The organism is Achromobacter anxifer, from assembly GCF_903652925.1.
Taxonomy (GTDB): Bacteria; Pseudomonadota; Gammaproteobacteria; order Burkholderiales; family Burkholderiaceae_B; genus Achromobacter; species Achromobacter anxifer.
In genome coordinates, this window is sequence record NZ_CAHLAR010000002.1 from 529,367 (window position 1) to 550,197 (window position 20,831).

The 20,831-nt window shown below is 63.9% G+C and carries 22 protein-coding genes; 16 read left to right on the plus strand and 6 right to left on the minus strand.

Features of this window, described 5'->3' with window-relative positions; genetic code table 11:
* Positions 1–96 precede the first annotated feature (96 nt).
* Positions 97–684: a TetR/AcrR family transcriptional regulator gene (locus HWY37_RS07830; RefSeq protein WP_176088294.1), complete on the minus strand. Its 588-nt coding sequence runs from the start codon at positions 682–684 to the stop codon at positions 97–99.
* 93 nt (positions 685–777) lie between these two features.
* Here HWY37_RS07830 and HWY37_RS07835 point away from each other — a divergent pair, with 93 nt between their 5' ends.
* Positions 778–1,968: an MFS transporter gene (locus HWY37_RS07835; RefSeq protein ID WP_175205806.1), complete on the plus strand. Its 1,191-nt coding sequence runs from the start codon at positions 778–780 to the stop codon at positions 1,966–1,968.
* 59 nt (positions 1,969–2,027) lie between these two features.
* Positions 2,028–2,426, plus strand: coding sequence for a RidA family protein (locus HWY37_RS07840; RefSeq protein ID WP_175205807.1), 399 nt, complete (start codon positions 2,028–2,030; stop codon positions 2,424–2,426).
* 6 nt (positions 2,427–2,432) lie between these two features.
* Here HWY37_RS07840 and HWY37_RS07845 read toward each other — a convergent pair whose 3' ends face one another.
* Complete coding sequence (locus tag HWY37_RS07845; RefSeq protein ID WP_175205808.1) at positions 2,433–3,338, minus strand: LysR family transcriptional regulator; 906 nt, start codon at positions 3,336–3,338, stop codon at positions 2,433–2,435.
* A 97-nt stretch (positions 3,339–3,435) separates the two neighbouring features.
* Between HWY37_RS07845 and HWY37_RS07850 the strand changes: the two genes are divergently transcribed.
* The 3 genes from HWY37_RS07850 to HWY37_RS07860 all read left to right on the plus strand — a co-directional run bounded on the left by HWY37_RS07850 (position 3,436) and on the right by HWY37_RS07860 (position 5,391).
* Positions 3,436–4,593, plus strand: a complete 1,158-nt coding sequence (locus HWY37_RS07850) for a DSD1 family PLP-dependent enzyme (RefSeq protein ID WP_175205809.1) — start codon at positions 3,436–3,438, stop codon at positions 4,591–4,593.
* A 21-nt stretch (positions 4,594–4,614) separates the two neighbouring features.
* Positions 4,615–5,001 carry a RidA family protein gene (locus tag HWY37_RS07855; protein ID WP_175205810.1) on the plus strand — a complete coding sequence of 129 codons (387 nt, stop codon included), beginning with the start codon at positions 4,615–4,617 and terminating at the stop codon, positions 4,999–5,001.
* A 117-nt stretch (positions 5,002–5,118) separates the two neighbouring features.
* Positions 5,119–5,391: a hypothetical protein gene (locus tag HWY37_RS07860; RefSeq protein WP_176088295.1), complete on the plus strand. Its 273-nt coding sequence runs from the start codon at positions 5,119–5,121 to the stop codon at positions 5,389–5,391.
* Between the two features lie 14 nt (positions 5,392–5,405).
* Here the strand turns inward: HWY37_RS07860 and HWY37_RS07865 are convergent, their stop codons facing one another.
* Complete coding sequence (locus tag HWY37_RS07865; RefSeq protein ID WP_176088296.1) at positions 5,406–5,705, minus strand: DUF2513 domain-containing protein; 300 nt, start codon at positions 5,703–5,705, stop codon at positions 5,406–5,408.
* A gap of 125 nt (positions 5,706–5,830) precedes the next feature.
* Here HWY37_RS07865 and HWY37_RS07870 point away from each other — a divergent pair, with 125 nt between their 5' ends.
* The 5 genes from HWY37_RS07870 (at position 5,831) to HWY37_RS07890 (ending at position 8,546) form a co-directional block, all read left to right on the plus strand.
* Positions 5,831–6,229: a hypothetical protein gene (locus HWY37_RS07870; protein ID WP_175205813.1), complete on the plus strand. Its 399-nt coding sequence runs from the start codon at positions 5,831–5,833 to the stop codon at positions 6,227–6,229.
* 93 nt (positions 6,230–6,322) lie between these two features.
* Positions 6,323–6,643: a hypothetical protein gene (locus HWY37_RS07875; RefSeq protein ID WP_175205814.1), complete on the plus strand. Its 321-nt coding sequence runs from the start codon at positions 6,323–6,325 to the stop codon at positions 6,641–6,643.
* 374 nt (positions 6,644–7,017) lie between these two features.
* Entirely contained in the window at positions 7,018–7,221 is a 204-nt protein-coding gene (locus HWY37_RS07880) for a cold-shock protein (protein ID WP_006220190.1), read from the plus strand.
* Positions 7,222–7,474: 253 nt separating this feature from the next.
* Positions 7,475–8,038 (plus strand): DUF924 family protein, encoded by a 564-nt coding sequence (locus HWY37_RS07885; RefSeq protein WP_175205815.1) that lies wholly within the window; start codon positions 7,475–7,477, stop codon positions 8,036–8,038.
* Between the two features lie 301 nt (positions 8,039–8,339).
* Positions 8,340–8,546, plus strand: coding sequence for a cold-shock protein (locus HWY37_RS07890; RefSeq protein WP_006225311.1), 207 nt, complete (start codon positions 8,340–8,342; stop codon positions 8,544–8,546).
* A 115-nt stretch (positions 8,547–8,661) separates the two neighbouring features.
* Here HWY37_RS07890 and HWY37_RS07895 read toward each other — a convergent pair whose 3' ends face one another.
* Complete coding sequence (locus tag HWY37_RS07895) at positions 8,662–9,210, minus strand: TIGR00645 family protein (protein WP_175205816.1); 549 nt, start codon at positions 9,208–9,210, stop codon at positions 8,662–8,664.
* A 262-nt stretch (positions 9,211–9,472) separates the two neighbouring features.
* Between HWY37_RS07895 and loiP the strand changes: the two genes are divergently transcribed.
* The 5 genes from loiP (at position 9,473) to lon (ending at position 16,476) form a co-directional block, all read left to right on the plus strand.
* Positions 9,473–10,228, plus strand: a complete 756-nt coding sequence (loiP, locus tag HWY37_RS07900; RefSeq protein WP_175205817.1) for a metalloprotease LoiP — start codon at positions 9,473–9,475, stop codon at positions 10,226–10,228.
* Between the two features lie 169 nt (positions 10,229–10,397).
* Positions 10,398–11,708: a trigger factor gene (tig, locus tag HWY37_RS07905; protein WP_176088297.1), complete on the plus strand. Its 1,311-nt coding sequence runs from the start codon at positions 10,398–10,400 to the stop codon at positions 11,706–11,708.
* A 4-nt stretch (positions 11,709–11,712) separates the two neighbouring features.
* Positions 11,713–12,366, plus strand: a complete 654-nt coding sequence (gene clpP / locus HWY37_RS07910; RefSeq protein WP_175205819.1) for an ATP-dependent Clp endopeptidase proteolytic subunit ClpP — start codon at positions 11,713–11,715, stop codon at positions 12,364–12,366.
* 101 nt (positions 12,367–12,467) lie between these two features.
* Entirely contained in the window at positions 12,468–13,766 is a 1,299-nt protein-coding gene (clpX, locus tag HWY37_RS07915; protein ID WP_175205820.1) for an ATP-dependent Clp protease ATP-binding subunit ClpX, read from the plus strand.
* Between the two features lie 259 nt (positions 13,767–14,025).
* A complete protein-coding gene (gene lon / locus HWY37_RS07920) occupies positions 14,026–16,476 on the plus strand; it encodes an endopeptidase La (RefSeq protein WP_175205821.1) in 2,451 nt (816 codons plus the stop codon).
* Positions 16,477–16,596: 120 nt separating this feature from the next.
* Here the strand turns inward: lon and lexA are convergent, their stop codons facing one another.
* Together lexA and HWY37_RS07930 are read right to left on the minus strand one after the other, a co-directional pair.
* Positions 16,597–17,247 (minus strand): transcriptional repressor LexA, encoded by a 651-nt coding sequence (lexA, locus tag HWY37_RS07925; RefSeq protein WP_175205822.1) that lies wholly within the window; start codon positions 17,245–17,247, stop codon positions 16,597–16,599.
* A 157-nt stretch (positions 17,248–17,404) separates the two neighbouring features.
* Positions 17,405–18,604 carry an amino acid aminotransferase gene (locus tag HWY37_RS07930; protein WP_175205823.1) on the minus strand — a complete coding sequence of 400 codons (1,200 nt, stop codon included), beginning with the start codon at positions 18,602–18,604 and terminating at the stop codon, positions 17,405–17,407.
* 75 nt (positions 18,605–18,679) lie between these two features.
* Between HWY37_RS07930 and uvrB the strand changes: the two genes are divergently transcribed.
* Positions 18,680–20,800: an excinuclease ABC subunit UvrB gene (uvrB, locus tag HWY37_RS07935; RefSeq protein WP_246302222.1), complete on the plus strand. Its 2,121-nt coding sequence runs from the start codon at positions 18,680–18,682 to the stop codon at positions 20,798–20,800.
* The last annotated feature ends 31 nt before the right edge of the window (positions 20,801–20,831 follow it).

The window sequence follows — 20,831 nt, forward strand, 5'->3', positions numbered from 1 at the left end:
TGTTCCGCCTTCGGGGGTGATTTATTTAAACAAGGTATTTCTTTGATAATACGCGTGCCGGGGCGTGACCGCAAACGGATGGCGCGCCGGGCGGCGTCAGCGCGGCCGGCGCAGGCCGCGCAGCAACAGGTCCAGCGCTTGCAAGGCCTGCGCCAGCCTGGGGCCGTCCTCGGCGTCCTGCGCGATCCAGAAGGCGCTTTCGACCAGGCTGCCGTTGATCAGCCGGGCCAGCGCTTGCAATGGCGCCCGCTCGATGACACCCTGGTTCATCAAGGCCTGCAGCAGGGCGCTCAGCGAAGCGAGGCATTGGCGTTGGGAAGCGTCGGCCGCGGCGCCCAGCACCGCCCGCGCGTCCTGCAGCACGATGCGCCGGATCTCCGGTTCGGCCGCCATTTCCAGGTAGGCGCGGCAGCGTTCGCGCAAGGCCGTCCAGGCATCGGGCGCCTGCGCGGAAATGGCGGCCAGGCGCTGGTCCGTTTCACGGTCGATCTGTTCGACCACCGCCGCGAGCAGACCCTTCTTGTCGCCGAAGTGGTGGTACAAGGCGCCTCGCGTCAGTCCCGCGGCGGCTGTGAAATCGTCCATGGACGTCGCCGCGTAGCCCGCTTCCCGGAAGGCTAGCCGGGCGGTCGCCAGCAGTTTCGCGCGGGTGGCTTCGATCATTTCGGCGCGGGAACGCGTCATGCAGCTCTCCAAAGACATACGCTACGTATGTAAATTGACATACGCATCGTATGTGAATACGATGCCGCTGTCCATCGCATTGAAAGGTCTCCGGTGTCGAATCCGTATCGCGAGTTGTTCCAGGCGCCTGGCGCCCTGGGTTTTGTGCTGGCCGGCGCGATCGCGCGCCTGCCGCTGCCGATGATAGGCATAGGCATCATCACGATGCTGTCGGAGGTGCGGGGCGCCTATGCGCTGGCGGGCGCCGTTGCCGCCACTTTCGCGCTGGCCACGGCTTTGCTGGCGCCGCGGATTTCCCGGCTGGTCGACCGCCACGGCCAGGGCAGGGTGCTGCCAGTGGCGGCAGGCCTTTGCATCGCCGGCCTGCTTGGGCTGGCGGCCTGCGCCTACTGGAATGCGCCCGATTGGACCCTGTTCGCCTTCGCCGCTCTGACGGGCGCCTTGCCCAGCATGCCGGCGATGATACGCGCGCGCTGGACCGAGATCTTCCGGGACCGGCCGCAACTGCGCACCGCCTACGCGCTGGAGTCCGTGGCCGACGAGCTGAGCTTCATCGTCGGGCCGCCGCTGTCCGTGGGCCTGAGCGTGTTGTTCTTTCCGCAGGCTGCGCCGTTGGCCGCGGCGCTGCTGCTGGCGGTCGGCGTCACGGCCTTTGTCCTGCAGCGCTCCACGGAGCCCGTGCTTCGGTTCAAGCAGGAAGGGCCGCAGGAATCGGTCTTGCGCATGCCGCCGATGTGCGCGCTGCTCGCGGTGATGGCCGCCATGGGCATCATCGTGGGGACCATCGACGTCCTGAGCGTGGCCTTCGCCCGGCAGCAGGGCATGCCCGCCGGCGCCAGCCTGGTGCTGTCCGCCTATGCCCTCGGCTCCTGCGTGGCAGGCCTGGTGTTCGGCATCCTGAAATTCCGGACGTCGCTCACGCGCCTGCTGGTCGTCGCGGCGGCGGTGACAGCCTTCACCACGATTCCCTTGTTGCTGGTGAACGACCTGCTGACGCTGTCGCTGGGCGTGCTGCTGGCGGGCCTGTCTTTCGCGCCGACCATGATCATCGCCATGGCCCTGGTGGAAAGCAGCGTGCCCGGGCATCGCCTGACCGAAGGCCTGACCTGGCTGGTGACCGGCCTGGGCGCGGGCGTCGCCGCGGGCGCGGCGTTAGCCGGGTGGGTAGTCGACCACTATGGCGTCAGTGCGGGATTCTGGACCGCGGTGGGCGCAGGCGCGATCGTGCTGCTGGCCGCCTTGCCGGTTGCGCGCGGTGCTGGCGCCGGGCGCGTCGACGCCTGAGACCACTGGATAGAATGCGGGCTGCGGCGCCGCGTCGGGCGCGCCTTCAGGAGAATGCAATGTCCAGAACCGTCGTCAACCCGGATAGCGTGCCGAACACCGTGCAATACGGTTTCAGCCAGGCCGTCATCGTTACCGGGCAGCGCCGCATGCTGCTGTCCGGCCAGGTCGGCGTCGACGCTGATGAGCGCACGGTGGGGCCGGGCCTGCAGGAGCAGACCGAAGCCGCGCTGGACAATGTCGAACGCGTGCTCGGCGCCGCCGGCGCCACGCTGGCTCAGGTGATCATGCTGCGCATCTACATCTGCGAGGCTGCGCGCGAAGACCAGGAAGTGATCGCCCAGGCCTTGCGCGACCGCTTCAAGAAGGATCCTCCGCCGTCGTCGTGGGTCATCGTCAGCGGCTTGTCGCTGCCGGAATGGCTGATCGAGATCGAGGCCGAGGCCATGCTGGACTGAAGACGGCTAGCCGCGCCAGGGCGGCGTGGCGAAGGCGGCGCGCAGGTGGGCAAGGAAGCCCGCGGTCCGCGCGGGAAGCTCCTGGCGCGATTTGACCAGGGCCACCACATCGGCCGAAGGCAGGGTCCAGCCGGGCAACAGGGGCACCAGCGCGCGCGCCTGCAGATGCGCCGCCACATCCCATTCCGAGCGCACGATGATGCCGTGCCCGGCCAGGGCCCATTCCACGGCAGTTTCCCCCGCATTGCTCGACAGCACCGGCGAGACGCGCACGCCCACGGCTGGTCCGCGGCCCTGCTTGAAGCGCCACAAGGTGACGTCCTCGTCGTTCTCGCGCAGGGCGATGCAATCATGTCCGCGCAGGTCCTCGGGCTTGGCGGGGGCGCCGTGGCGCGCCAGATAGGCGGGCGAGGCGCAGAGGATGCGGCGGTTGGGCGCCAGCGGGTAGGCGACCAGCGTCGAGTCCCGCAGCTCACCGATATGGACCATGACGTCCCAGTCGTCGGCGGCGAGCCGGGGCGGGCCGTCGGACAGGAGCAGGCTGGCGGTGATGTCCGCGCTCTGGCTGCGGAATTCCGCGACCAGCCCCGCGATGTAGCGTTGCCCGAAGCCCAGCGGGGCGACCACGCGCAGATGGCCCGCCACCACGCCGCGCCGGCCCGCCAGTTCGTCGGCCAGCTCGCCGAGTTCGCCGCAGATCTGTTCGGCCCGCAGCGCCAGCAGCCTGCCTTCGTCGGTCAACGCCGTGCCACGCCCCGAGCGGTTCACCAGCCTGACGCCCAGCCGCTTTTCCAGCGCATGCAGCCGCTGCGTCACGGCGGGCGGCGTCACATCCAGCGCGCGCGCCGCTTCCGCCAGCGAGCGGGTGACCGACAGGCTCAGGAAGAAGCGCAGGTCCTCGGTGGTGATCATTCAGATGCTCATTAATCGATGATTAAGTCCAGATTAAACACGGGGAAGCGGCGCCGCGCCATACTTCGTCCATTCGAATCGTCACGCCGAGACCATCATGAGCCAGACCGCCGTTTCCTCCTCCCTGGATACCCTCGATACGCCTTGCCTGCTGCTGGACGAAGCGCGCATGACACGCAACATCGAGCGCCTGAATGCGCTGATGGCGGGGCATGGCGTGCAGCTGCGTCCCCACCTGAAGACGCCCAAGTCCATTGAGGTGGCGCGCCGGCTCATGGCCTCGCCGCAGGGGCCGGCCGCCGTGTCGACGCTGCAGGAGGCCGAGCAGTTCGCGGCCGCCGGCGTCACCGACCTGCTTTACGCCGTGGGCGTATCGCCTGCCAAGCTGGACCGCGTGCTGGCGCTGCGCCGCGGCGGCGCGGACCTGACCGTGGTGGTGGACAGCATCGAGGCGGCGCGCGCCGTCGCCCAGCGCGGGCGAGAGGCGGGCGACGCGATCCCGGCGCTGATCGAGATCGATTGCGACGGCCATCGCGCTGGCGTGCAGCCGGGCAATACGGCGCAGTTGCTCGCCATCGCCAAGGTCCTGCACGAGGACGGCGCATGCCTGCGGGGTGTCATGACGCATGCCGGCGAGTCCTATGGTTGCGACAGCGTCAAGGCGATCGCCGACATGGCGGAGCAGGAGCGCTGGGCGGCGGTGAGCTGCGCCGAGGCCATCCGCGCGGCGGGCATGCCGTGCCCGGTGGTCAGCGTGGGGTCCACGCCCACCGCGCATTTCGCCCGCAAGCTCGACGGTGTGACGGAAGTCCGCGCTGGCGTGTACGTGTTCTTCGATCTGGTGATGGCGGGGCTGGGCGTGTGCTCGGTGGACGATATCGCCGCTACTGTGTTGACGACCGTCATCGGCCATCAGCCCGACAAGGGCTGGATTCTGGTGGACGCCGGATGGATGGCCATGTCCCGCGACCGGGGCACCTCCAAACAGCGGGTGGATCAGCTGTATGGGTTGGTGTGCTCGGAGGACGGCACGGTCTATCCCGACCTGCTGCTCGCCGAAACCAACCAGGAGCAGGGCATCATCAAGGTCCGGCCGGGCAGCGGCGCAACCTCGCCCGATCTGCCGTTGGGCGCGAAGCTGCGCATCGTGCCCAACCACGCATGCGCCACCTGCGCCCAGCACGACGCCTACGAGGTCGTGCGCCCCGGATCTTCCGAGGTGGTGGCACATTGGGAGCGCTTTCGCGGCTGGTAGGCGCGTCAACAGGAGATAGCCATGGAACTCATCCATACGCAGCAGGCCACGCCGCCTGCGGGCCACTATTCGCAGGCGGTCCGCGCCAACGGTTTCATATTCGTTTCGGGGCAGCTGGGCTTCCTGCCGCCGGCGGCGCCGGGCGCGCGGCCCGCGCTGGCCAGCGGTGCGGCCGCGCAGACCCGCGAGGCGTTGCGCAGCGTCCGCGCCATACTCGAAGCGGCGGGCGCGTCGCTGGCCGCGGTTGCCAGCGTGACGGTGTACATCCCGGACGTGGGGCTCTGGGACGAGGTCAACAAGGTCTACGAACAGTGCTTCGGCGAGCACCGGCCGGCGAGGGCGATCGTGCCCACGCGCGAATTGCACTACGGAGCGCTGGTTGAGATCAGCGTGGTCGCCGTCGGTTAGGCGAGCAGGCGACTAGGCGGTTAGACGGCCTGGCGGCCAGTCGGCTTGCGCGGAGTAGGGCCGGGGGCGCGCGCCTATAATGCCTGCGCCTCAATTCCTACAGGGGAGACCGTCCGCATGCAGTACGAATACCTGTTCTGGTCCATGGCCGCGATGGTGGCGGCGGCGCTGGCTGGCGGCTCGCTGTGCGGCCGCCTGGGTTCCGTCAAGCATGTGCTGCTGGGTGTCGCCACGCTGGCGGCGGCAGTGGGCGTGGCGGTGTTCCTGCTGTCACGCCACGGCGGCTTCAACGAACTGTCGGCGATGCTGTCGATCGCCGCCTTCATGTTCAGCCTGGTGATCGGCGCGGCGGCTTCGCTGCTCACGCGGCGCATCCTGCTGCGCCGCTGAGCGCCGCGGGCGCCTCACTCTTCGGCGTCGTAGTCCTCGTCGTCTTCGTCCTCTTCATCCTGTTCCAGGGCGTCGTAGCCCTTCCAGGTGATGCGCCAGCGTGTCGCGCCCGCGGTCGCCGCGGTTTCGCTGATCTGCTTGACCAGGCCGGCGTCTTCCAGCAGGTCCAGGTGATGCGCGATCAGTTGCAGGCCTTGCTCTTCGGGGTGCGGGGCCAGGGCCGCGTTCTTGATGTCGTGCGTGCTCAGGTTGGGGCCCGGCGCGTCGCGCAGGGCGCCCAGGATCGTGACGACCAGATCGAAATCGCGTTGCATGATGTCCACCATTCTTTGGGGGTAAAGGATAGGCCGACGATAGCAGAGATCCATTGCCGCGACGCGACAGGCGGCGCAGCCGGGTTACAGTCCAGGGTTCTCGACAACCGATACATGCAGATTCCATGAAGAAACCCGCAGAGCGCGATTGCCTCGCGCTGATCCCTGGCTACACGGGCCAGGCCGCCAAGCTCTTTCTTGCCCGCGGCGAGGACGACCGCATCGAAGGCGTGACCGTGTACGACCTGCAGGGCCACATCAAGCTGCAGGGCGCCGCCGATGCTGCGGCGGCCTGGGTGGGCGAGTGGCTGGCGCAGGAGTCCGGCAACCGCAAGGCCCGCCGCACGCAATTGCTGGCGCAGATGTTCATTTGCAAGCTGGCCGGCGAGGAGAAGGATGCCTTCCTGGCCGCCCAGAAGCCGCTCGCCCGCGTGCTGGCGGATGCCGGGGTGCGCAGCCGTCCCGTCGCGGCCACCTCGGGTGCCGCGCGGCAGTCGCTTGGTCCTACAGTCAAGAAGCGTTAGCCCAAGGCTGTTATAGTCGCGCCTGGGCGTGCGAGTGCACCTGCAAGGTGCCTGCCCAGGCGGGCAGCGCCCGCAAGTCAAGGAAGAGTGATCATGGAAATAGTAAGTCGGCAGGTTGCCGACGTAGCGGGCGGCGTCGAGTTGCACACCACGCTGGATGGCGAGAGCATCAGCGTCTACGTTGTAGTGGGCGTTACGGACCTCGATGCGATCGCAGACATCGTGCCGCGTGAAAAAGTCGAAGCAGGGGCTGATATACATGCCTCAAGTGTCGACAATGTTGATAATGCGCAAGAACAGATCGACCAAGTCCTGGAGAATATGAATCCCGGCGACGTGGCGGTTTTCCTTTGCTCGGGTCCCGATGCTTTCGGCGCGGCACTCGATCTGCTGGGTTTACCTATCGACGAGTAAGCCTGGCGGCAAACCAAAGTGCTAGCCCAAACGGCGTATGGAGAATCTCCATGCGCGGTTGGACGGCATTTATATAAGCCTTGATTGTTTTTTTATGATGCGTGGGTGTAAACACCTATGCAGGACTTCTTATTGCCTATGAAAATGTGTGGATTCCGCGTGCAGTTTCTCTTTGTTGCATTATTGGCACGCATTTTTTAGGATTATGTTGACTTGTGAGGGGAACCTAACGATAGTGTCGGCACACGATCACAAGCGTTGCGATTTTCGTTCAGTGCCGTGCCTTTTCCGGCTCAGCGTTATTGTTCTACTGTCCCCTCCTTGATTGATTCGTGACCTCCGGGCATTTGCCCATTATCTCTAGGAAATACAGTATGGAAACCGGCGTCGTTAAGTGGTTCAACTCGGAAAAGGGCTATGGCTTCATCACCCCGGAAGCGGGTGGTAAGGATCTGTTCGCTCACTTCTCCGAAATTCAGGGCTCGGGCTTCAAGTCTCTGGAAGAGAACCAGCGCGTCAGCTTTGTGACGGCCAATGGCCCCAAGGGCCCGCAAGCCACGAAGATCCAGGTCCTGTAAGGGTCTGAGTTTTCGGTAGAAGCCCCTTCGCGGGGCTTTTTTGCTTTTTGCGGGCGGATTTTTTCTGAATAAAGAAAATATTCGCCCGTTTGTAATATCAGGGTAATCCCTAGAATGTTGTTTTTTTCTGGCACAAGACTTGCGCCAGATTCATCAAAGGCGGGCAGGCTTTAAACCGCCGCGCGCGCGTGTTCTGTTCTGGTGCGCGCTCTGTTATCGTCGGCCATGCCTCGACTTCAGGATCCGCGCCGTCATGACTTCATCTTCCCCCACGCCGATTGTTCCGCAGCCTCAGGACGTGGTCGCGTTCTGGCTCGACGCCGGTCCGCAGCAATGGTTCAGCAAGAGCGACGCGTTCGACGCCGAGTTCCGTGCCCGTTTTGAACATGCCCACATGGCCGCCGCGGAGCGCGAGCTGGACGAGTGGCTGGAAGAGGCCACCGGCGCCTTGGCGCTGATGATCCTGTTGGACCAGTTCCCGCGCAATGCCTACCGCGGCACGGGACACATGTTCGCCACGGATCCGCTGGCCCAGTATTTCGCCGAACGCGCCATCTCGGTGGGCCATGACCTGGCCGTGGATCCGCAGTTGCGCCAGTTCTTCTATCTGCCTTTCGAGCACGCGGAAAACCTCACTGCGCAGAACCGCGGCGTGGCCCTGATGGAGCCGCTGGACGCGGACTCGCTGCGCTGGGCCGTCCTGCATCGCGACATCATCAAGCGTTTCGGACGCTTCCCCCATCGCAACGCGGCGCTGGGCCGGCAAACCACGCAGGCGGAGCAGGAGTTCCTGGATGCCGGCGGCTTCGCTGGATAATCGCCGCGCCGCATTAGGTATCCGCATGTGTCCACGCGTCGCAAGTTGAAAATTCCTGGCCCGTTTCGCGGGCAGGAACCCTCGCCAGGCCTTGCTTTGCGCCAGTCTTCCGGTCTTGCCGAACTTGCGGATATTTGACGTTTTTCGGGGTTCGCCAATACACTGGGTTTAGCGAGATTTTCAAGCGACGCGGTCTGCGTTTCACTTGTCGCCGTCAGTGGTACTGCGGTTGCTTCCTCTCCCATCCTTGATGATCTGGCGCCCCGCGAGCAATCGCTTTTTCTAGGTTCAAGGACACTCCATGGCAACCGGCATCGTTAAGTGGTTCAACGCCGAAAAGGGTTATGGTTTCATCATGCCCGATGATGGCAGCAAGGATCTTTTCGCTCACTACTCGGAGATCCGCAGCGAAGGCTATAAGTCGCTGCAGGAGAACCAGCGCGTCACCTTCGAGGTCGGTACCGGCCCCAAGGGTCCCAGCGCAAAGAATATCAAGGTCGCGGCCTGACCTTCGCAGGGCAGCGCCCCGGGCCGGCCCGGCGCTCCGCCCAAGAAAAAAGCCCCCGCACGCAATGTGCGGGGGCTTTTTTTGCGCTTGCCGCCGTGGCGGCTGGCGCTGGTCATCAATGCTTGGCGTGGTTCGCCGGCGTGGCCAGCTTGTCCACCAGTGCAATCCCCAGCGCCGACAGGATGAACAGGGCGTGGATGATGGTCTGCCACATCACGCCGGCCTCGGAGAAGCGCGCGTTGGGCGTGCCCAGGGTGCCGGCTTCGATGAAGGTGCGCAGCAGATGGATCGACGAGATGCCGATGATGGCCATCGCCAGTTTGACCTTGAGCACGCTGGCGTTCACGTGGCTGAGCCACTCGGGCTGGTCCGGATGGTCTTGCAGGCGCAGGCGGGACACGAAGGTCTCGTAGCCGCCCACGATCACCATGACCAGCAGGTTCGAGATCATCACCACGTCGATCAGGCCCAGCACCAGCAGCATGATTTCCATTTCCCCGAAGCTGTTGGCGTGCGTCAGCAGATGCCACAGCTCCTTCAGGAACAGCATGACGTAGACGCCTTGCGCGACGATCAGGCCCAGGTACAGGGGCAGTTGCAGCCAGCGCGAGCTGAATATCAGGCTGGGCAGCAGGCCCAGGCGGGGAGGGGTGTTGGAGATCATTTTTTGGGTGCGAGCCGTGTGGTGTGTGCGAAAAAAGGCGGGCGCAATTCTATCAATGCCGCGTTGCCGCAGATATCAGTTTTTTGTGCGGGACGCGGCGGCGCCGGCAAGCCGGCTAGCATGATTGCGCGGGTCCCGTTGGGGTTTTATGTAAGAAAAACTGGCATTTGCGAAACTGTGTGGCGAAACGCTTGGTGCGCTTTGGCCGTATATAGAATTGCGGCCTCGTTCGCATAGAGCCAGCAAAGAGGAGTTTGTTCCCATGAAGATCCGCTACACCGTCGCCGCGTTGAGCGTCGCGCTCGCCCCGTTTTCCGCCTCGCATGCCCTGGACATCGGTGGCCTGGTCGGCGCCGGCAGCAAGGTAGTCCAGGCTGCCACGCTGAGCGACGCCGAGATCAAGACCCTGTCGGACAAGGCTTGCGCGCAAAGCGATTCGCAGGAAAAGATTGCCGCTCCGGGCAGCAAGTACGACGCCCGCCTGCAGAAGATCGCCAAGCAGCTCGGCGGCACGGTCAACGGCCAGAAGGCCAGCTACAAGGTCTACGTCACGAAGGACGTCAACGCCTGGGCCATGGCCAACGGCTGCATCCGCGTCTACAGCGGCCTGATGGACATGATGACCGACGATGAAGTGCTGGGCGTGGTCGGCCACGAAATCGGCCATGTGGCCCTGGGCCACAGCAAGAAGGCCATGCAGACCGCCTACACCGTTTCCGCCGCGCGCGACGCCGCCAATGCGGCCGGTGGCGCCACCGTTGCAGCCCTGAGCGGCTCGCAGCTGGGCGACCTGACCGAAAAGTTCATCAACGCGCAGTTCTCGCAGTCGCAGGAAAGCGCCGCTGACGATTATTCCTTCGACCAGCTGCAAGCCAAGGGCCTCAACACCCGCGGCCTGGTGACCGCGTTCCAGAAGCTGGCCGAACTGGACGGCGGCAAGAGCGATATGATGAGCTCCCACCCGTCCTCGGCCAAGCGTGCGCAGCATATCGAAGAGCGCATCGCCAAGGCCAAGTAAGGCGTCCGTATAGGCGTTCATCCTCCCGTCCCGGGTGGAAAACGGGGCGCGAGTATCCGGACTTATCCGGGTGCTCGCGCCCCTTTGCGTCAGGGGTCCGGAAGTTTCCGGTAAAATGCCGCGTTTATCCGCCCGTCATCTCTTTATCTCTCGGAAAATAGGTCTTTTAATGCAGCCTGTGGTTGAAACCCTCTCCGGCCTGGAGCGCCGTGTTGATCTGGCCGTCTCGGTGGCCGACGTCGAAAAGGAAGTCCAGGCGCAATTGAAGCGCGTGGCTCGGACCGCCAAGGTCCCCGGCTTCCGTCCGGGCAAGGCTCCGCTTGCCATGCTCGAGCGCAGCCATGGCCCGAGCATCCGCTACGACGTGATCAATAGCCAAGTTGGCCGTGCCTTTGAACAAGCTGTCGATGGCGCCAAGCTGCGCGTCGCCGGCGCCCCGAACCTCGAGCCCAAGACTGAAGGCGTTACCGACGACACGCTGGCGTTCACCGCCACGTTCGAGGTCTATCCTGAAGTCGCCGTGCCGGACCTGTCGGCCCTGGCCGTCACCCGCTACGAAACGGCCGTCACCGACGCCGAAGTGCAGCAGACCCTGGACGTCCTGCGCAAGCAGCGCGCCACGTTCGAAGCCCGTGAAGGCCGTGCCTCGCAAGACGGCGACCGCGTCACCCTGGACTTCGCCGGCACCATCGACGGCGTGCCGTTCGAAGGCGGCAAGGCCGAATCCTTCCCGTTCGTGCTCGGCCAAGGCCGCATGCTGCCGGAATTCGAGGAAGCCGCCCGCGGCCTGAAGGCTGGCGAAAGCAAGGTCTTCCCGCTCAAGTTCCCCGATGACTACCAAGGCAAGGAAGTCGCCGGCAAGACCGCCGAATTCACCATCACCGTCAAGGAAGTGGCTGAAGGCGTGCTGCCCGAACTGAATGGCGAATTTGCCAAGTCGCTCGGCCAGGCCGAAGGCGACGTCGAAAAGCTGAAGGCCGACATCCGCAGCAACATCGAGCGCGAAGTCAAGGTCCGTTCGGCTGGCCGCACCAAGTCCAGCGTCATGGACGCCCTGGTCGAAGCCGGCAAGTTCGACGTGCCGAAGGCCCTGGTCGACAGCGACGTGCAAAACCGTGTCGCCGCCGCCCGCGAAGAGCTCAAGCAGCGCGGCATCCCGAACGCCGAATCCGTGCCGATCCCGCCCGAGGCTTTCTCGACCGAATCCGAGCGCCGCGTCCGTCTGGGCCTGCTGGTGTCGGAACTGGTCAAGCAAGCCCAGCTGCAAGCCAAGCCCGAGCAAGTCCGTGCGCGTATCGAAGAGTTCGCCGAGAACTACGAACAACCCGCACAGGTTGTCAGCTATTACCTGGCCGACCGCCAGCGTCGTGCTGAAATCGAGGCTATCGTGCTGGAAGACAATGTCGTCTCGCACGTGCTGGAAAAGGCCAAGGTCACCGAAGAGAAGGTGCCTTTCGATCAGTTGATGGGGATGGCGTAACACTATGCAGAGATTCACCGATTTCTATGCGGCAATGAATGGCGGGTCTTCGGTGACCCCCACCGGCCTGGGCTACATTCCCATGGTGATCGAGCAGTCGGGGCGCGGCGAACGCGCCTACGACATCTATTCGCGTCTGCTCCGCGAGCGGCTCATTTTCCTGGTGGGCCCGGTCAACGATGCAACGGCCAACCTGGTCGTCGCGCAGTTGCTGTTCCTGGAATCGGAGAATCCTGACAAGGACATTTCCCTGTACATCAACTCGCCCGGCGGGTCGGTGTACGCGGGAATGGCCATCTTTGACACCATGCAGTTCATCAAGCCGGACGTGTCCACCCTGTGCACCGGCCTGGCGGCCAGCATGGGCGCGTTCCTGCTGGCGGCAGGCAAGAAGGGCAAGCGTTTCACGCTGCCCAACTCGCGCATCATGATCCACCAACCCTCGGGCGGCGCCCAGGGGCAGGCTTCGGACATCCAGATCCAGGCCCGCGAGATCCTGGACCTGCGCGAGCGCCTGAACCGCATCCTGGCCGATAACACCGGCCAGACCATCGAGCGCATCGGTATAGACACGGAGCGTGACAACTTCATGTCGGCCGAAGATGCGGTATCGTATGGACTGGTGGACAAGGTTATGACCTCCCGCTCGGAAGGCTGACTTCCAGGTTGATCCGAACCCGCTGCCACCACGTTTGAGTAAGCGCATGCGCTAGGCCTTTAGCCGGCCTGGCGCATCTTTACCTGAGATACGAAACAAATATGCCTGAAAAAAAGGGATCGGCAGACGCAAAAGTGCTGCATTGCTCGTTTTGCAATAAAAGCCAGCACGAAGTCCGCAAGCTGATCGCGGGTCCGTCGGTATTCATCTGCGATGAATGCATAGATCTGTGCAACGACATCATCCGCGAGGAGGCGCAAGCCACCGCGCGCGCGGCGATTCGTTCCGAGCTGCCCACTCCGGCTGAAATCAAGACCTTCCTCGACCAGTACGTCATCGGGCAGAACTCGCCCAAGCGTATGCTGGCCGTGGCCGTCTACAACCACTACAAGCGGATCCGCCACGGCGAGATCAAGGGCGACGAAGTCGAGCTCTCCAAGAGCAACATCATGCTGATCGGCCCCACCGGGTCGGGCAAGACGCTCCTGGCGCAGACGCTCGCGCGCATGTTGAACGTGCCGTTCGTCATGGCGGACGCCACCACGCTGACCGAGGCCGGCTACGTGGGTGAAGACGTCGAAAACATCATTCAGAAGTTGCTGCAGAACTGCAACTACGAAGTCGAAAAGGCGCAGCGCGCCATTATCTACATCGACGAAATCGACAAGATTTCCCGCAAGTCCGATAACCCGTCCATCACCCGCGACGTGTCGGGCGAGGGCGTGCAGCAGGCCTTGCTGAAGCTGATCGAAGGCACGGTTGCCTCGGTGCCCCCGCAGGGCGGCCGCAAGCACCCGAACCAGGACTTCGTCCAGGTCGACACGACCAACATCCTGTTCATCGTGGGCGGCGCCTTCGACGGGCTGGAAAAGGTCATCCGCGACCGCACCGAGAAATCGGGCATCGGCTTTTCGGCTTCGGTGCGTGCCAAGTCGGAGCGCGGCGTGGGCGAACTGTTCTCCGAGGTCGAACCCGAAGACCTGATCAAGTTCGGCCTGATTCCCGAGCTGGTTGGCCGTCTGCCGGTGGTCGCCACCCTGGACGAGCTGGACGAAGCGGCCCTGGTGCAGATCCTGACCGAGCCCAAGAACGCCTTGCTCAAGCAATTCCAGAAGCTGTTCGCCATGGAAGGCGCCGAGCTCGACGTCCGACCCGCCGCCTTGAAGGCGATCGCCCGCAAGGCGCTCAAGCGCAAGACGGGCGCCCGCGGCCTGCGTTCCATCATCGAGCAGGCGCTGCTGGACACCATGTATGACCTGCCCTCCCAGGGCAACGTCAAGCGCGTGGTGCTGGACGAAGGCGCCATCGAAGGCGAGGGCAAGCCATTGCTCATCTACGCCGATGAGGACGCGGCTTCAGACAAGCCAGAGCGCGGCGAAGTCCGCGACGCCGCAGCCTGATATTTCAAAAAAGCCCGTTCTCGTAACGGGTTTTTTTGCCTGAGGCCCATTCCCGGGGCAAAACATACTTTTCTCGCAGGCGCGACGCTTGCATACTGAAGGTGCCACCCCGGGGTTTTTTCCAGCCTTTGGCTTATCCAGGCGCCGAGATCTTGAATTTTCGGCTATTGTTCCCATAACAGACGTAACCGACGTGGATTGCCCGGGTATACCCGGGTCTCCCGTCCCCGATACGCCGAGTCATACCGAGGAACCTCCTATGTCTGCCAGCCAGACCCTGCCTTCCGACCCGATCGACCTGCCCCTGCTCCCACTGCGCGATGTCGTGGTGTTTCCGCACATGGTCATCCCGCTGTTCGTCGGCCGTCCGCGCTCCATACGCGCGCTCGAGGTTGCGATGGAAGCGGGCAAAAGCATCATGCTGGTGGCCCAGAAATCCGCCGGCAAGGATGATCCGACCCCCGAAGACGTCTACGAGATCGGCTGCGTGGCCGGCATCCTGCAGATGCTCAAGCTGCCCGACGGCACCGTCAAGGTGCTGGTCGAAGGCACCCAGCGTGCCCGCATCAATAGTATCGAAGACGCCGATTCGCACTTCACCTGCCAGGTGACGCCTATCGAACCGGACGCCATCCAGGGTTCCGAGACCGAAGCCTTGCGCCGGGCCATCGTCGCCCAGTTCGAGCAGTACGTAAAACTCAACAAGAAGATCCCCCCGGAGATCCTGACCTCGCTGGCTGGCATCGATGATGCCGGACGCCTGGCCGACACGATCGCCGCGCATCTTCCCCTGAAGCTCGAGCAGAAGCAGAAGATGCTCGAGATCGTCGGCACCTCCGAGCGCCTCGAAGGTCTGCTCACGCAACTCGAAACCGAAATCGACATCCTCCAGGTCGAGAAGCGGATTCGCGGCCGCGTGAAGAAGCAGATGGAAAAGAGCCAGCGCGACTACTACCTGAATGAGCAGGTCAAGGCCATTCAGAAGGAGTTGGGCGAAGGCGAAGAGGGCGCGGACATCGAAGAGCTTGAAAAGAAGATCATCGCTGCCCACATGCCCAAAGAGGCGCGCAAGAAGGCCGATGCCGAGCTCAAGAAGCTCAAGCTCATGTCGCCCATGTCGGCCGAAGCCACCGTGGTGCGCAACTACATCGACACGCTCATCAACCTCCCCTGGAGGAAGAAGAGCAAGATCAACAATTCCATCAGCAACGCGGAAACGGTGCTGGACAACGACCATTACGGTCTGGAAAAGGTCAAGGAACGGATCCTGGAATATCTTGCCGTGCAACAGCGCGTGGACAAGGTGAAGGCGCCGATCCTGTGCCTGGTCGGCCCTCCGGGCGTCGGCAAGACCTCGCTCGGCCAATCCATCGCCAAGGCAACGAACCGCAAGTTCGTGCGCATGGCGCTGGGCGGCGTGCGCGACGAAGCCGAGATCCGCGGCCATCGCCGGACCTACATCGGCTCCATGCCGGGCAAGATCGTCCAGAACATGTCGAAAGTCGGCGTGCGCAATCCCCTGTTCCTGCTCGATGAAATCGACAAGCTGGGCATGGATTTCCGCGGCGATCCCTCGTCGGCGCTGCTCGAAGTGCTGGACCCGGAACAGAACCACACGTTCCAGGACCACTACATCGAAGTCGACTTCGACCTGTCCGACGTCATGTTCGTGGCCACCAGCAACACGCTGAACATTCCGCCGGCCCTGCTGGACCGCATGGAAGTGATCCGCCTTTCCGGTTACACCGAGGAAGAGAAGATCCACATCGCCCGCGACCATCTGCTGCCCAAGCTGATGAAGAACAACGGCGTGAAGGATAGCGAACTCACGGTCGATGACAGCGCGCTGCGCGACATCGTGCGCTACTACACCCGCGAAGCCGGTGTGCGTGCGCTCGAACGCGAAGTGGGCAAGATCTGCCGCAAGGTCATCAAGCAGTTGCTGACCCAAAGCGACCAGGCCAAGGCCGAAGGCAAGACCGTCGAGGTCAAGCCGGTCAACGTCACGGGCGACAACCTGAGCGATTACCTGGGCGTGCGCCGCTACACCTTCGGCATGGCCGAAAAGGAAAACCAGATCGGTCAGGTGACGGGTCTGGCCTGGACGGAAGTCGGCGGCGATCTGCTGACGATCGAAGTCGCGGACATGCCGGGCAAGGGCGTCATCCAACGCACCGGTTCGTTGGGCGACGTGATGAAGGAATCGGTCGAGGCGGCCCGCACGGTGGTGCGTTCCCGCGCCCGCCGCCTGGGCTTCGCCGACAGCGTGTTCGAGAAGCACGACATGCACGTGCACGTGCCGGAAGGCGCGACGCCCAAGGACGGTCCGTCCGCGGGTATCGCGATCACCACGGCCATGGTTTCGGCCTTGTCGCGCATCCCCGTGCGCGCCGACGTCGCCATGACCGGCGAGATCACGCTGCGCGGCGAGGTCCTGCCCATCGGCGGCCTGAAGGAAAAGCTGCTGGCGGCCCATCGTGGCGGTATCAAGACGGTCTTGATTCCGGAAGAAAACGTCAAGGATTTGGCGGAGATCCCGGACAACGTCAAGAACCACCTCGAGATCGTTCCGGTGCGCTGGATCGACAAGGTGCTGGAACTGGCCCTGGAGCGCATGCCTGAGCCCCTGGCCGAGGAAGAAGCGGTCAAGGAGCCCCTGGTGGCCAAGCCTGCCGAACCTGGTTCGACCGATCCGGTGCTCAAGCACTGATGAACGCCCGGAGAGCGCCGCCTGTATGGGGCGTTTCTCTGGAAGCAGGGCTTCCAATGAAAAACCCCGCCAAGCAATTGGCGGGGTTTTTTTCGGGCTGCGGTTTTATGTGGTGCGGGCCTAGTGCAGCGCGTGCGTGCGAATCAAGCCTACCGCGATGCCTTCGAGCGCGAAATCCTGGTCGGCTTCAACCACGATCGGTTCGAAGTCTGGATTTTCGGGCAGCAGTTCGATGTGACCGTTCTGGCGCTGCAGGCGCTTGACCGTGACGTCGTCGCCCAGGCGCGCGACCACGATCTGGCCATTGCGGGCTTCCGTGGCCTTTTTCACGGCCAGCAGATCGCCTTCCAGGATGCCGGCGTCGCGCATGCTCATGCCGCGTACCTTCAGCAGGTAATCAGGCGCTTGGGCAAACAGGTTGGGGTCGACGCCGACCTCGCGTTCGACGTGTTCGGCGGCGAGGATGGGGCTGCCTGCCGCCACGCGGCCGACCAGCGGCAGCAGCAACTGCGCCAGGCCCGGCATGGGCAGCGAGCTTTGCGTGGGGGCAGGGGAGTTGTCCTTCAGGCGGATGCCGCGTGAGGCTCCGGCCGTCAGTTCGATGGCGCCTTTGCGCGCCAGCGCCTTGAGGTGATCTTCCGCCGCATTGGGGGAACGGAAGCCCAGGGCCAGGGCAATCTCGGCGCGGGTCGGCGGAAAGCCGGTGCGCGCGACGGTTTGCCTGATGAGGTCCAGGATTTGTTGTTGGCGATCAGTGAGTTTGCTGGCCATGGCGATGATCCGGTGCTAGCGGACTGTACATATATACAGCGCCATTCTGGGGGACGCAGCGCAAAAAAGCAAGCCAACATCGGCCAAAAGAAAAACGGGACCCGAGGGTCCCGTTTCTGGCGGAGGACCCCGGAGGGCCCATGCGCGGCAGGTGGCCTTACAGCACGGCTGCGATGCCCTTGGCGACCTTGTCGATGTTGCCGCTGTTCAGCGCGGCGACGCAGATGCGGCCGCTGGACACGGCGTAGACGCCATGCTCTTCGCGCAGGCGGTCCACTTGCGCGGCGGTCAGGCCCGAGTACGAGAACATGCCGCGCTGCTGCAGCACGAAGCTGAAGTCCTGCTTGCCGCCGTGTTCCTTGATCTTGTCGACCAGTTGCTTGCGCATCAGGCGGATGCGGTCGCGCATGCCGGCCAGTTCTTCTTCCCACATGGCGAAGAGTTCAGGCGTGTTCAGGACCGTCGACACCACCGTGCCACCGTGGGTGGGCGGGTTGGAGTAGTTGGTGCGGATCACGCGCTTGAGCTGGCTCAGCACGCGGGTGGCTTCATCCTTGCTGCCGGCCACGACCGTCAACGCGCCGACGCGCTCGCCGTACAGCGAGAACGACTTCGAGAACGAGGAGCTGATGAACATGGTCAGGTCCAGGTCTGCGAACATGCGAACGACCGAGGCGTCTTCGGTCAGGCCGTCGCCGAAACCCTGGTAGGCAATGTCCAGGAACGGGACCAGCTTGTTTTCCTTGACGACGGCGGCGATCTGCTTCCATTGGTCGGCCGTGGGATCCACGCCGGTCGGGTTGTGGCAGCAGGCATGCAGCACGACGACGGTCTTGGCCGGGGCGGCCTTCAAGTCGGCCAGCATGGCGTCGAAATTCAGGCCGCGGGTGGCGGCGTCGTAATACGAATAGGTGCCGACTTCGAAACCGGCGCGCTCGAACAGGGCGCGGTGGTTTTCCCAGCTGGGGTCGCTGATCAGGACCTTGGAGGTCGGCAGCAACTGGCGCAGGAAGTCGGCGCCGATCTTCAGCGCGCCGGTGCCACCCAGGGCCTGGGTGGTCAGTACGCGGCCGGCGGCGGCCAGCGCGGAATCCTTGCCCAGCAGCAGCGCCTGCGCGCCGGCGTTGTAACCGGCGATGCCTTCGATCGGCAGGTAGCCGCGGGCGGCGGCGGCCTCAATGCGGGCGGTTTCAGCCTTGCGAACCGCGCCCAGCAGGGGGATGCGACCCTGATCGTCGTAGTACACGCCCACGCCCAGATTGACTTTACCGGGACGCGTATCAGCGTTGAATTGTTCGTTCAGGCCAAGAATGGGGTCGCGCGGGGCGAGTTCGACGGAATCGAAAAGGGTGCTCATGGGAGTCTGATGAGGTGGGTGGACGCAGTACGGGCTGCTGTGGATAATGAGGGGTTTACCCTGGAAGAGTCTAGCATGCCTAAGAGCGCAATAGACCCGATTACGGCGGGGGCCGCAGCGAACCTGACGGCCGATCCCGCGGCGGCATCGGTCGTGGCGGATCCGTCCGCGCCAGGCCCCGGATTCATCGATTTCCCGGGCAGTCCGTTTCACCTGTACCAGCCTTATCCGCCGGCGGGCGACCAGCCCACCGCCATCGAGGGCTTGACGCAGGGGGTCGAGGACGGCCTGATGTTCCAGACCCTGCTGGGCGTGACTGGCTCCGGCAAGACCTACACCATGGCCAACGTCATCGCCCGTATGGGGCGTCCGGCGCTGGTGCTGGCCCCCAATAAGACGCTGGCTGCCCAGCTCTACGCTGAAATGCGGGAGTTCTTCCCGAAGAACGCCGTCGAGTATTTCGTTTCGTATTACGACTACTACCAGCCCGAGGCCTACGTGCCGACGCGCGACCTGTTCATCGAGAAGGACTCGTCCATCAATGAACATATCGAGCAGATGCGCCTGTCGGCGACCAAAAGCCTGCTGGAGCGCCGCGACACGATCATCGTGGGCACGGTGTCGTGCATCTACGGTATTGGCAATCCGGGCGACTACCATGCGATGGTGCTGATCCTGCGCGCCGGGGATCAGATCTCGCGCCGCGAGATCCTGGCGCGCCTGGTCGCCATGCAGTACACCCGCAACGATGCCGAGTTCACCCGCGGCGTATTCCGGGTGCGCGGCGAGACCATCGACATCTTCCCGGCGGAAAGCCCGGAACTGGCACTGCGCCTGACTCTGTTCGACGACGAAATCGAAAGCCTGGAGTTGTTCGATCCGCTGACCGGCCGCATTCGCCAGAAACTGCCGCGCTTCACGGTCTATCCCGGCTCGCACTACGTTACGCCGCGCGATACCGTGCTGCGCGCCATCGAGACCATCAAGGAAGAGCTGCGCGAACGCGTCAAGCGCTTCGTCGACGACGGCCATCTGGTCGAGGCCCAGCGGCTGGAGCAGCGCACCCGCTTCGACCTGGAAATGCTGCAGGAACTGGGCTTCTGCAAGGGCATCGAGAACTACTCCCGCCACCTGTCGGGCGCGGCGCCGGGCGAGCCGCCGCCGACCCTGATCGATTACCTGCCGTCCGATGCGCTCATGTTCATCGACGAAAGCCACGTCACCATCGGGCAGCTTGGCGGCATGTTCCGCGGCGACCGCGCGCGCAAGGAGACGCTGGTGCAATATGGTTTCCGGCTGCCCTCGGCGCTGGACAACCGGCCGCTGAAGCTCGAGGAATTCGAAGCCCGCATGCGCCAGTGCGTGTTCGTATCGGCCACGCCGGCCGCCTACGAGAAAGAACACACCGACAATGTGGTGGAACAAGTGGTGCGGCCCACCGGCCTGGTGGACCCGCAGGTCCAGGTCCTGCCGGCCCGCACCCAGGTCGACGACCTGCTTGGACAGATCAAGGCGCGCGTGGCACAAACAGAACGTGTGCTGGTCACCACCCTGACCAAGCGCATGGCCGAGGATCTCACGGACTTCCTGAGCGAGCACGGCGTGCGCGTGCGCTACCTGCATTCGGACATCGATACGGTCGAACGCGTGGAAATCATCCGCGACCTGCGCCTGGGCACCTTCGATGTGCTGGTGGGGATCAACCTGCTGCGCGAAGGCCTGGATATTCCCGAGGTGTCGCTGGTGGCCATCCTGGATGCCGACAAGGAAGGCTTCCTGCGTTCAGAGCGCAGCCTGATCCAGACTATCGGCCGCGCGGCGCGCAACCTGAACGGCCACGCCATTCTTTATGCGGACCGCATCACCGATTCGATGCAGCGCGCCATGGAGGAAACCGGGCGTCGGCGCGCCAAGCAGCTGAAATTCAACGCCGACCATGGCATTACCGCCAGGGGAGTGCAGAAGGCAGTACGCGAGCTGATCGACGGCGTCGTGGCACCCACGCAGCATGATGCGTTGGAAGCCGCAGTGCCCGCTGAACTGCTGAAGGACGAAAAAGCCCTGGCGCGTGAAATCAAACGCCTGGAAAAGTTGATGATGGATCATGCTCGGAATCTGGAGTTCGAGCAGGCTGCAGCGGCTCGCGACGCTTTGACCGCGCTGAAGCAGCGGGTGCTGCTGGATGGCGCGGTATAGCGGGAATCGGTGTATCTGAACGTTTCAAATT

What these genes read in the sequence shown, in the direction of transcription:
- HWY37_RS07830 (WP_176088294.1), bottom strand. Translation starts at nt 684, where the DNA reads ATGACGCGTTCCCGCGCCGAAATGATCGAAGCCACCCGCGCGAAACTG.
- HWY37_RS07840 (WP_175205807.1), top strand. Translation starts at nt 2,028, where the DNA reads ATGTCCAGAACCGTCGTCAACCCGGATAGCGTGCCGAACACCGTGCAA.
- HWY37_RS07845 (WP_175205808.1), bottom strand. Translation starts at nt 3,338, where the DNA reads ATGATCACCACCGAGGACCTGCGCTTCTTCCTGAGCCTGTCGGTCACC.
- HWY37_RS07850 (WP_175205809.1), top strand. Translation starts at nt 3,436, where the DNA reads ATGAGCCAGACCGCCGTTTCCTCCTCCCTGGATACCCTCGATACGCCT.
- HWY37_RS07855 (WP_175205810.1), top strand. Translation starts at nt 4,615, where the DNA reads ATGGAACTCATCCATACGCAGCAGGCCACGCCGCCTGCGGGCCACTAT.
- HWY37_RS07860 (WP_176088295.1), top strand. Translation starts at nt 5,119, where the DNA reads ATGCAGTACGAATACCTGTTCTGGTCCATGGCCGCGATGGTGGCGGCG.
- HWY37_RS07865 (WP_176088296.1), bottom strand. Translation starts at nt 5,705, where the DNA reads ATGCAACGCGATTTCGATCTGGTCGTCACGATCCTGGGCGCCCTGCGC.
- HWY37_RS07870 (WP_175205813.1), top strand. Translation starts at nt 5,831, where the DNA reads ATGAAGAAACCCGCAGAGCGCGATTGCCTCGCGCTGATCCCTGGCTAC.
- HWY37_RS07875 (WP_175205814.1), top strand. Translation starts at nt 6,323, where the DNA reads ATGGAAATAGTAAGTCGGCAGGTTGCCGACGTAGCGGGCGGCGTCGAG.
- HWY37_RS07880 (WP_006220190.1), top strand. Translation starts at nt 7,018, where the DNA reads ATGGAAACCGGCGTCGTTAAGTGGTTCAACTCGGAAAAGGGCTATGGC.
- HWY37_RS07885 (WP_175205815.1), top strand. Translation starts at nt 7,475, where the DNA reads ATGACTTCATCTTCCCCCACGCCGATTGTTCCGCAGCCTCAGGACGTG.
- HWY37_RS07890 (WP_006225311.1), top strand. Translation starts at nt 8,340, where the DNA reads ATGGCAACCGGCATCGTTAAGTGGTTCAACGCCGAAAAGGGTTATGGT.
- HWY37_RS07895 (WP_175205816.1), bottom strand. Translation starts at nt 9,210, where the DNA reads ATGATCTCCAACACCCCTCCCCGCCTGGGCCTGCTGCCCAGCCTGATA.
- loiP (WP_175205817.1), top strand. Translation starts at nt 9,473, where the DNA reads ATGAAGATCCGCTACACCGTCGCCGCGTTGAGCGTCGCGCTCGCCCCG.
- tig (WP_176088297.1), top strand. Translation starts at nt 10,398, where the DNA reads ATGCAGCCTGTGGTTGAAACCCTCTCCGGCCTGGAGCGCCGTGTTGAT.
- clpP (WP_175205819.1), top strand. Translation starts at nt 11,713, where the DNA reads ATGCAGAGATTCACCGATTTCTATGCGGCAATGAATGGCGGGTCTTCG.
- clpX (WP_175205820.1), top strand. Translation starts at nt 12,468, where the DNA reads ATGCCTGAAAAAAAGGGATCGGCAGACGCAAAAGTGCTGCATTGCTCG.
- lon (WP_175205821.1), top strand. Translation starts at nt 14,026, where the DNA reads ATGTCTGCCAGCCAGACCCTGCCTTCCGACCCGATCGACCTGCCCCTG.
- lexA (WP_175205822.1), bottom strand. Translation starts at nt 17,247, where the DNA reads ATGGCCAGCAAACTCACTGATCGCCAACAACAAATCCTGGACCTCATC.
- HWY37_RS07930 (WP_175205823.1), bottom strand. Translation starts at nt 18,604, where the DNA reads ATGAGCACCCTTTTCGATTCCGTCGAACTCGCCCCGCGCGACCCCATT.
- uvrB (WP_246302222.1), top strand. Translation starts at nt 18,680, where the DNA reads ATGCCTAAGAGCGCAATAGACCCGATTACGGCGGGGGCCGCAGCGAAC.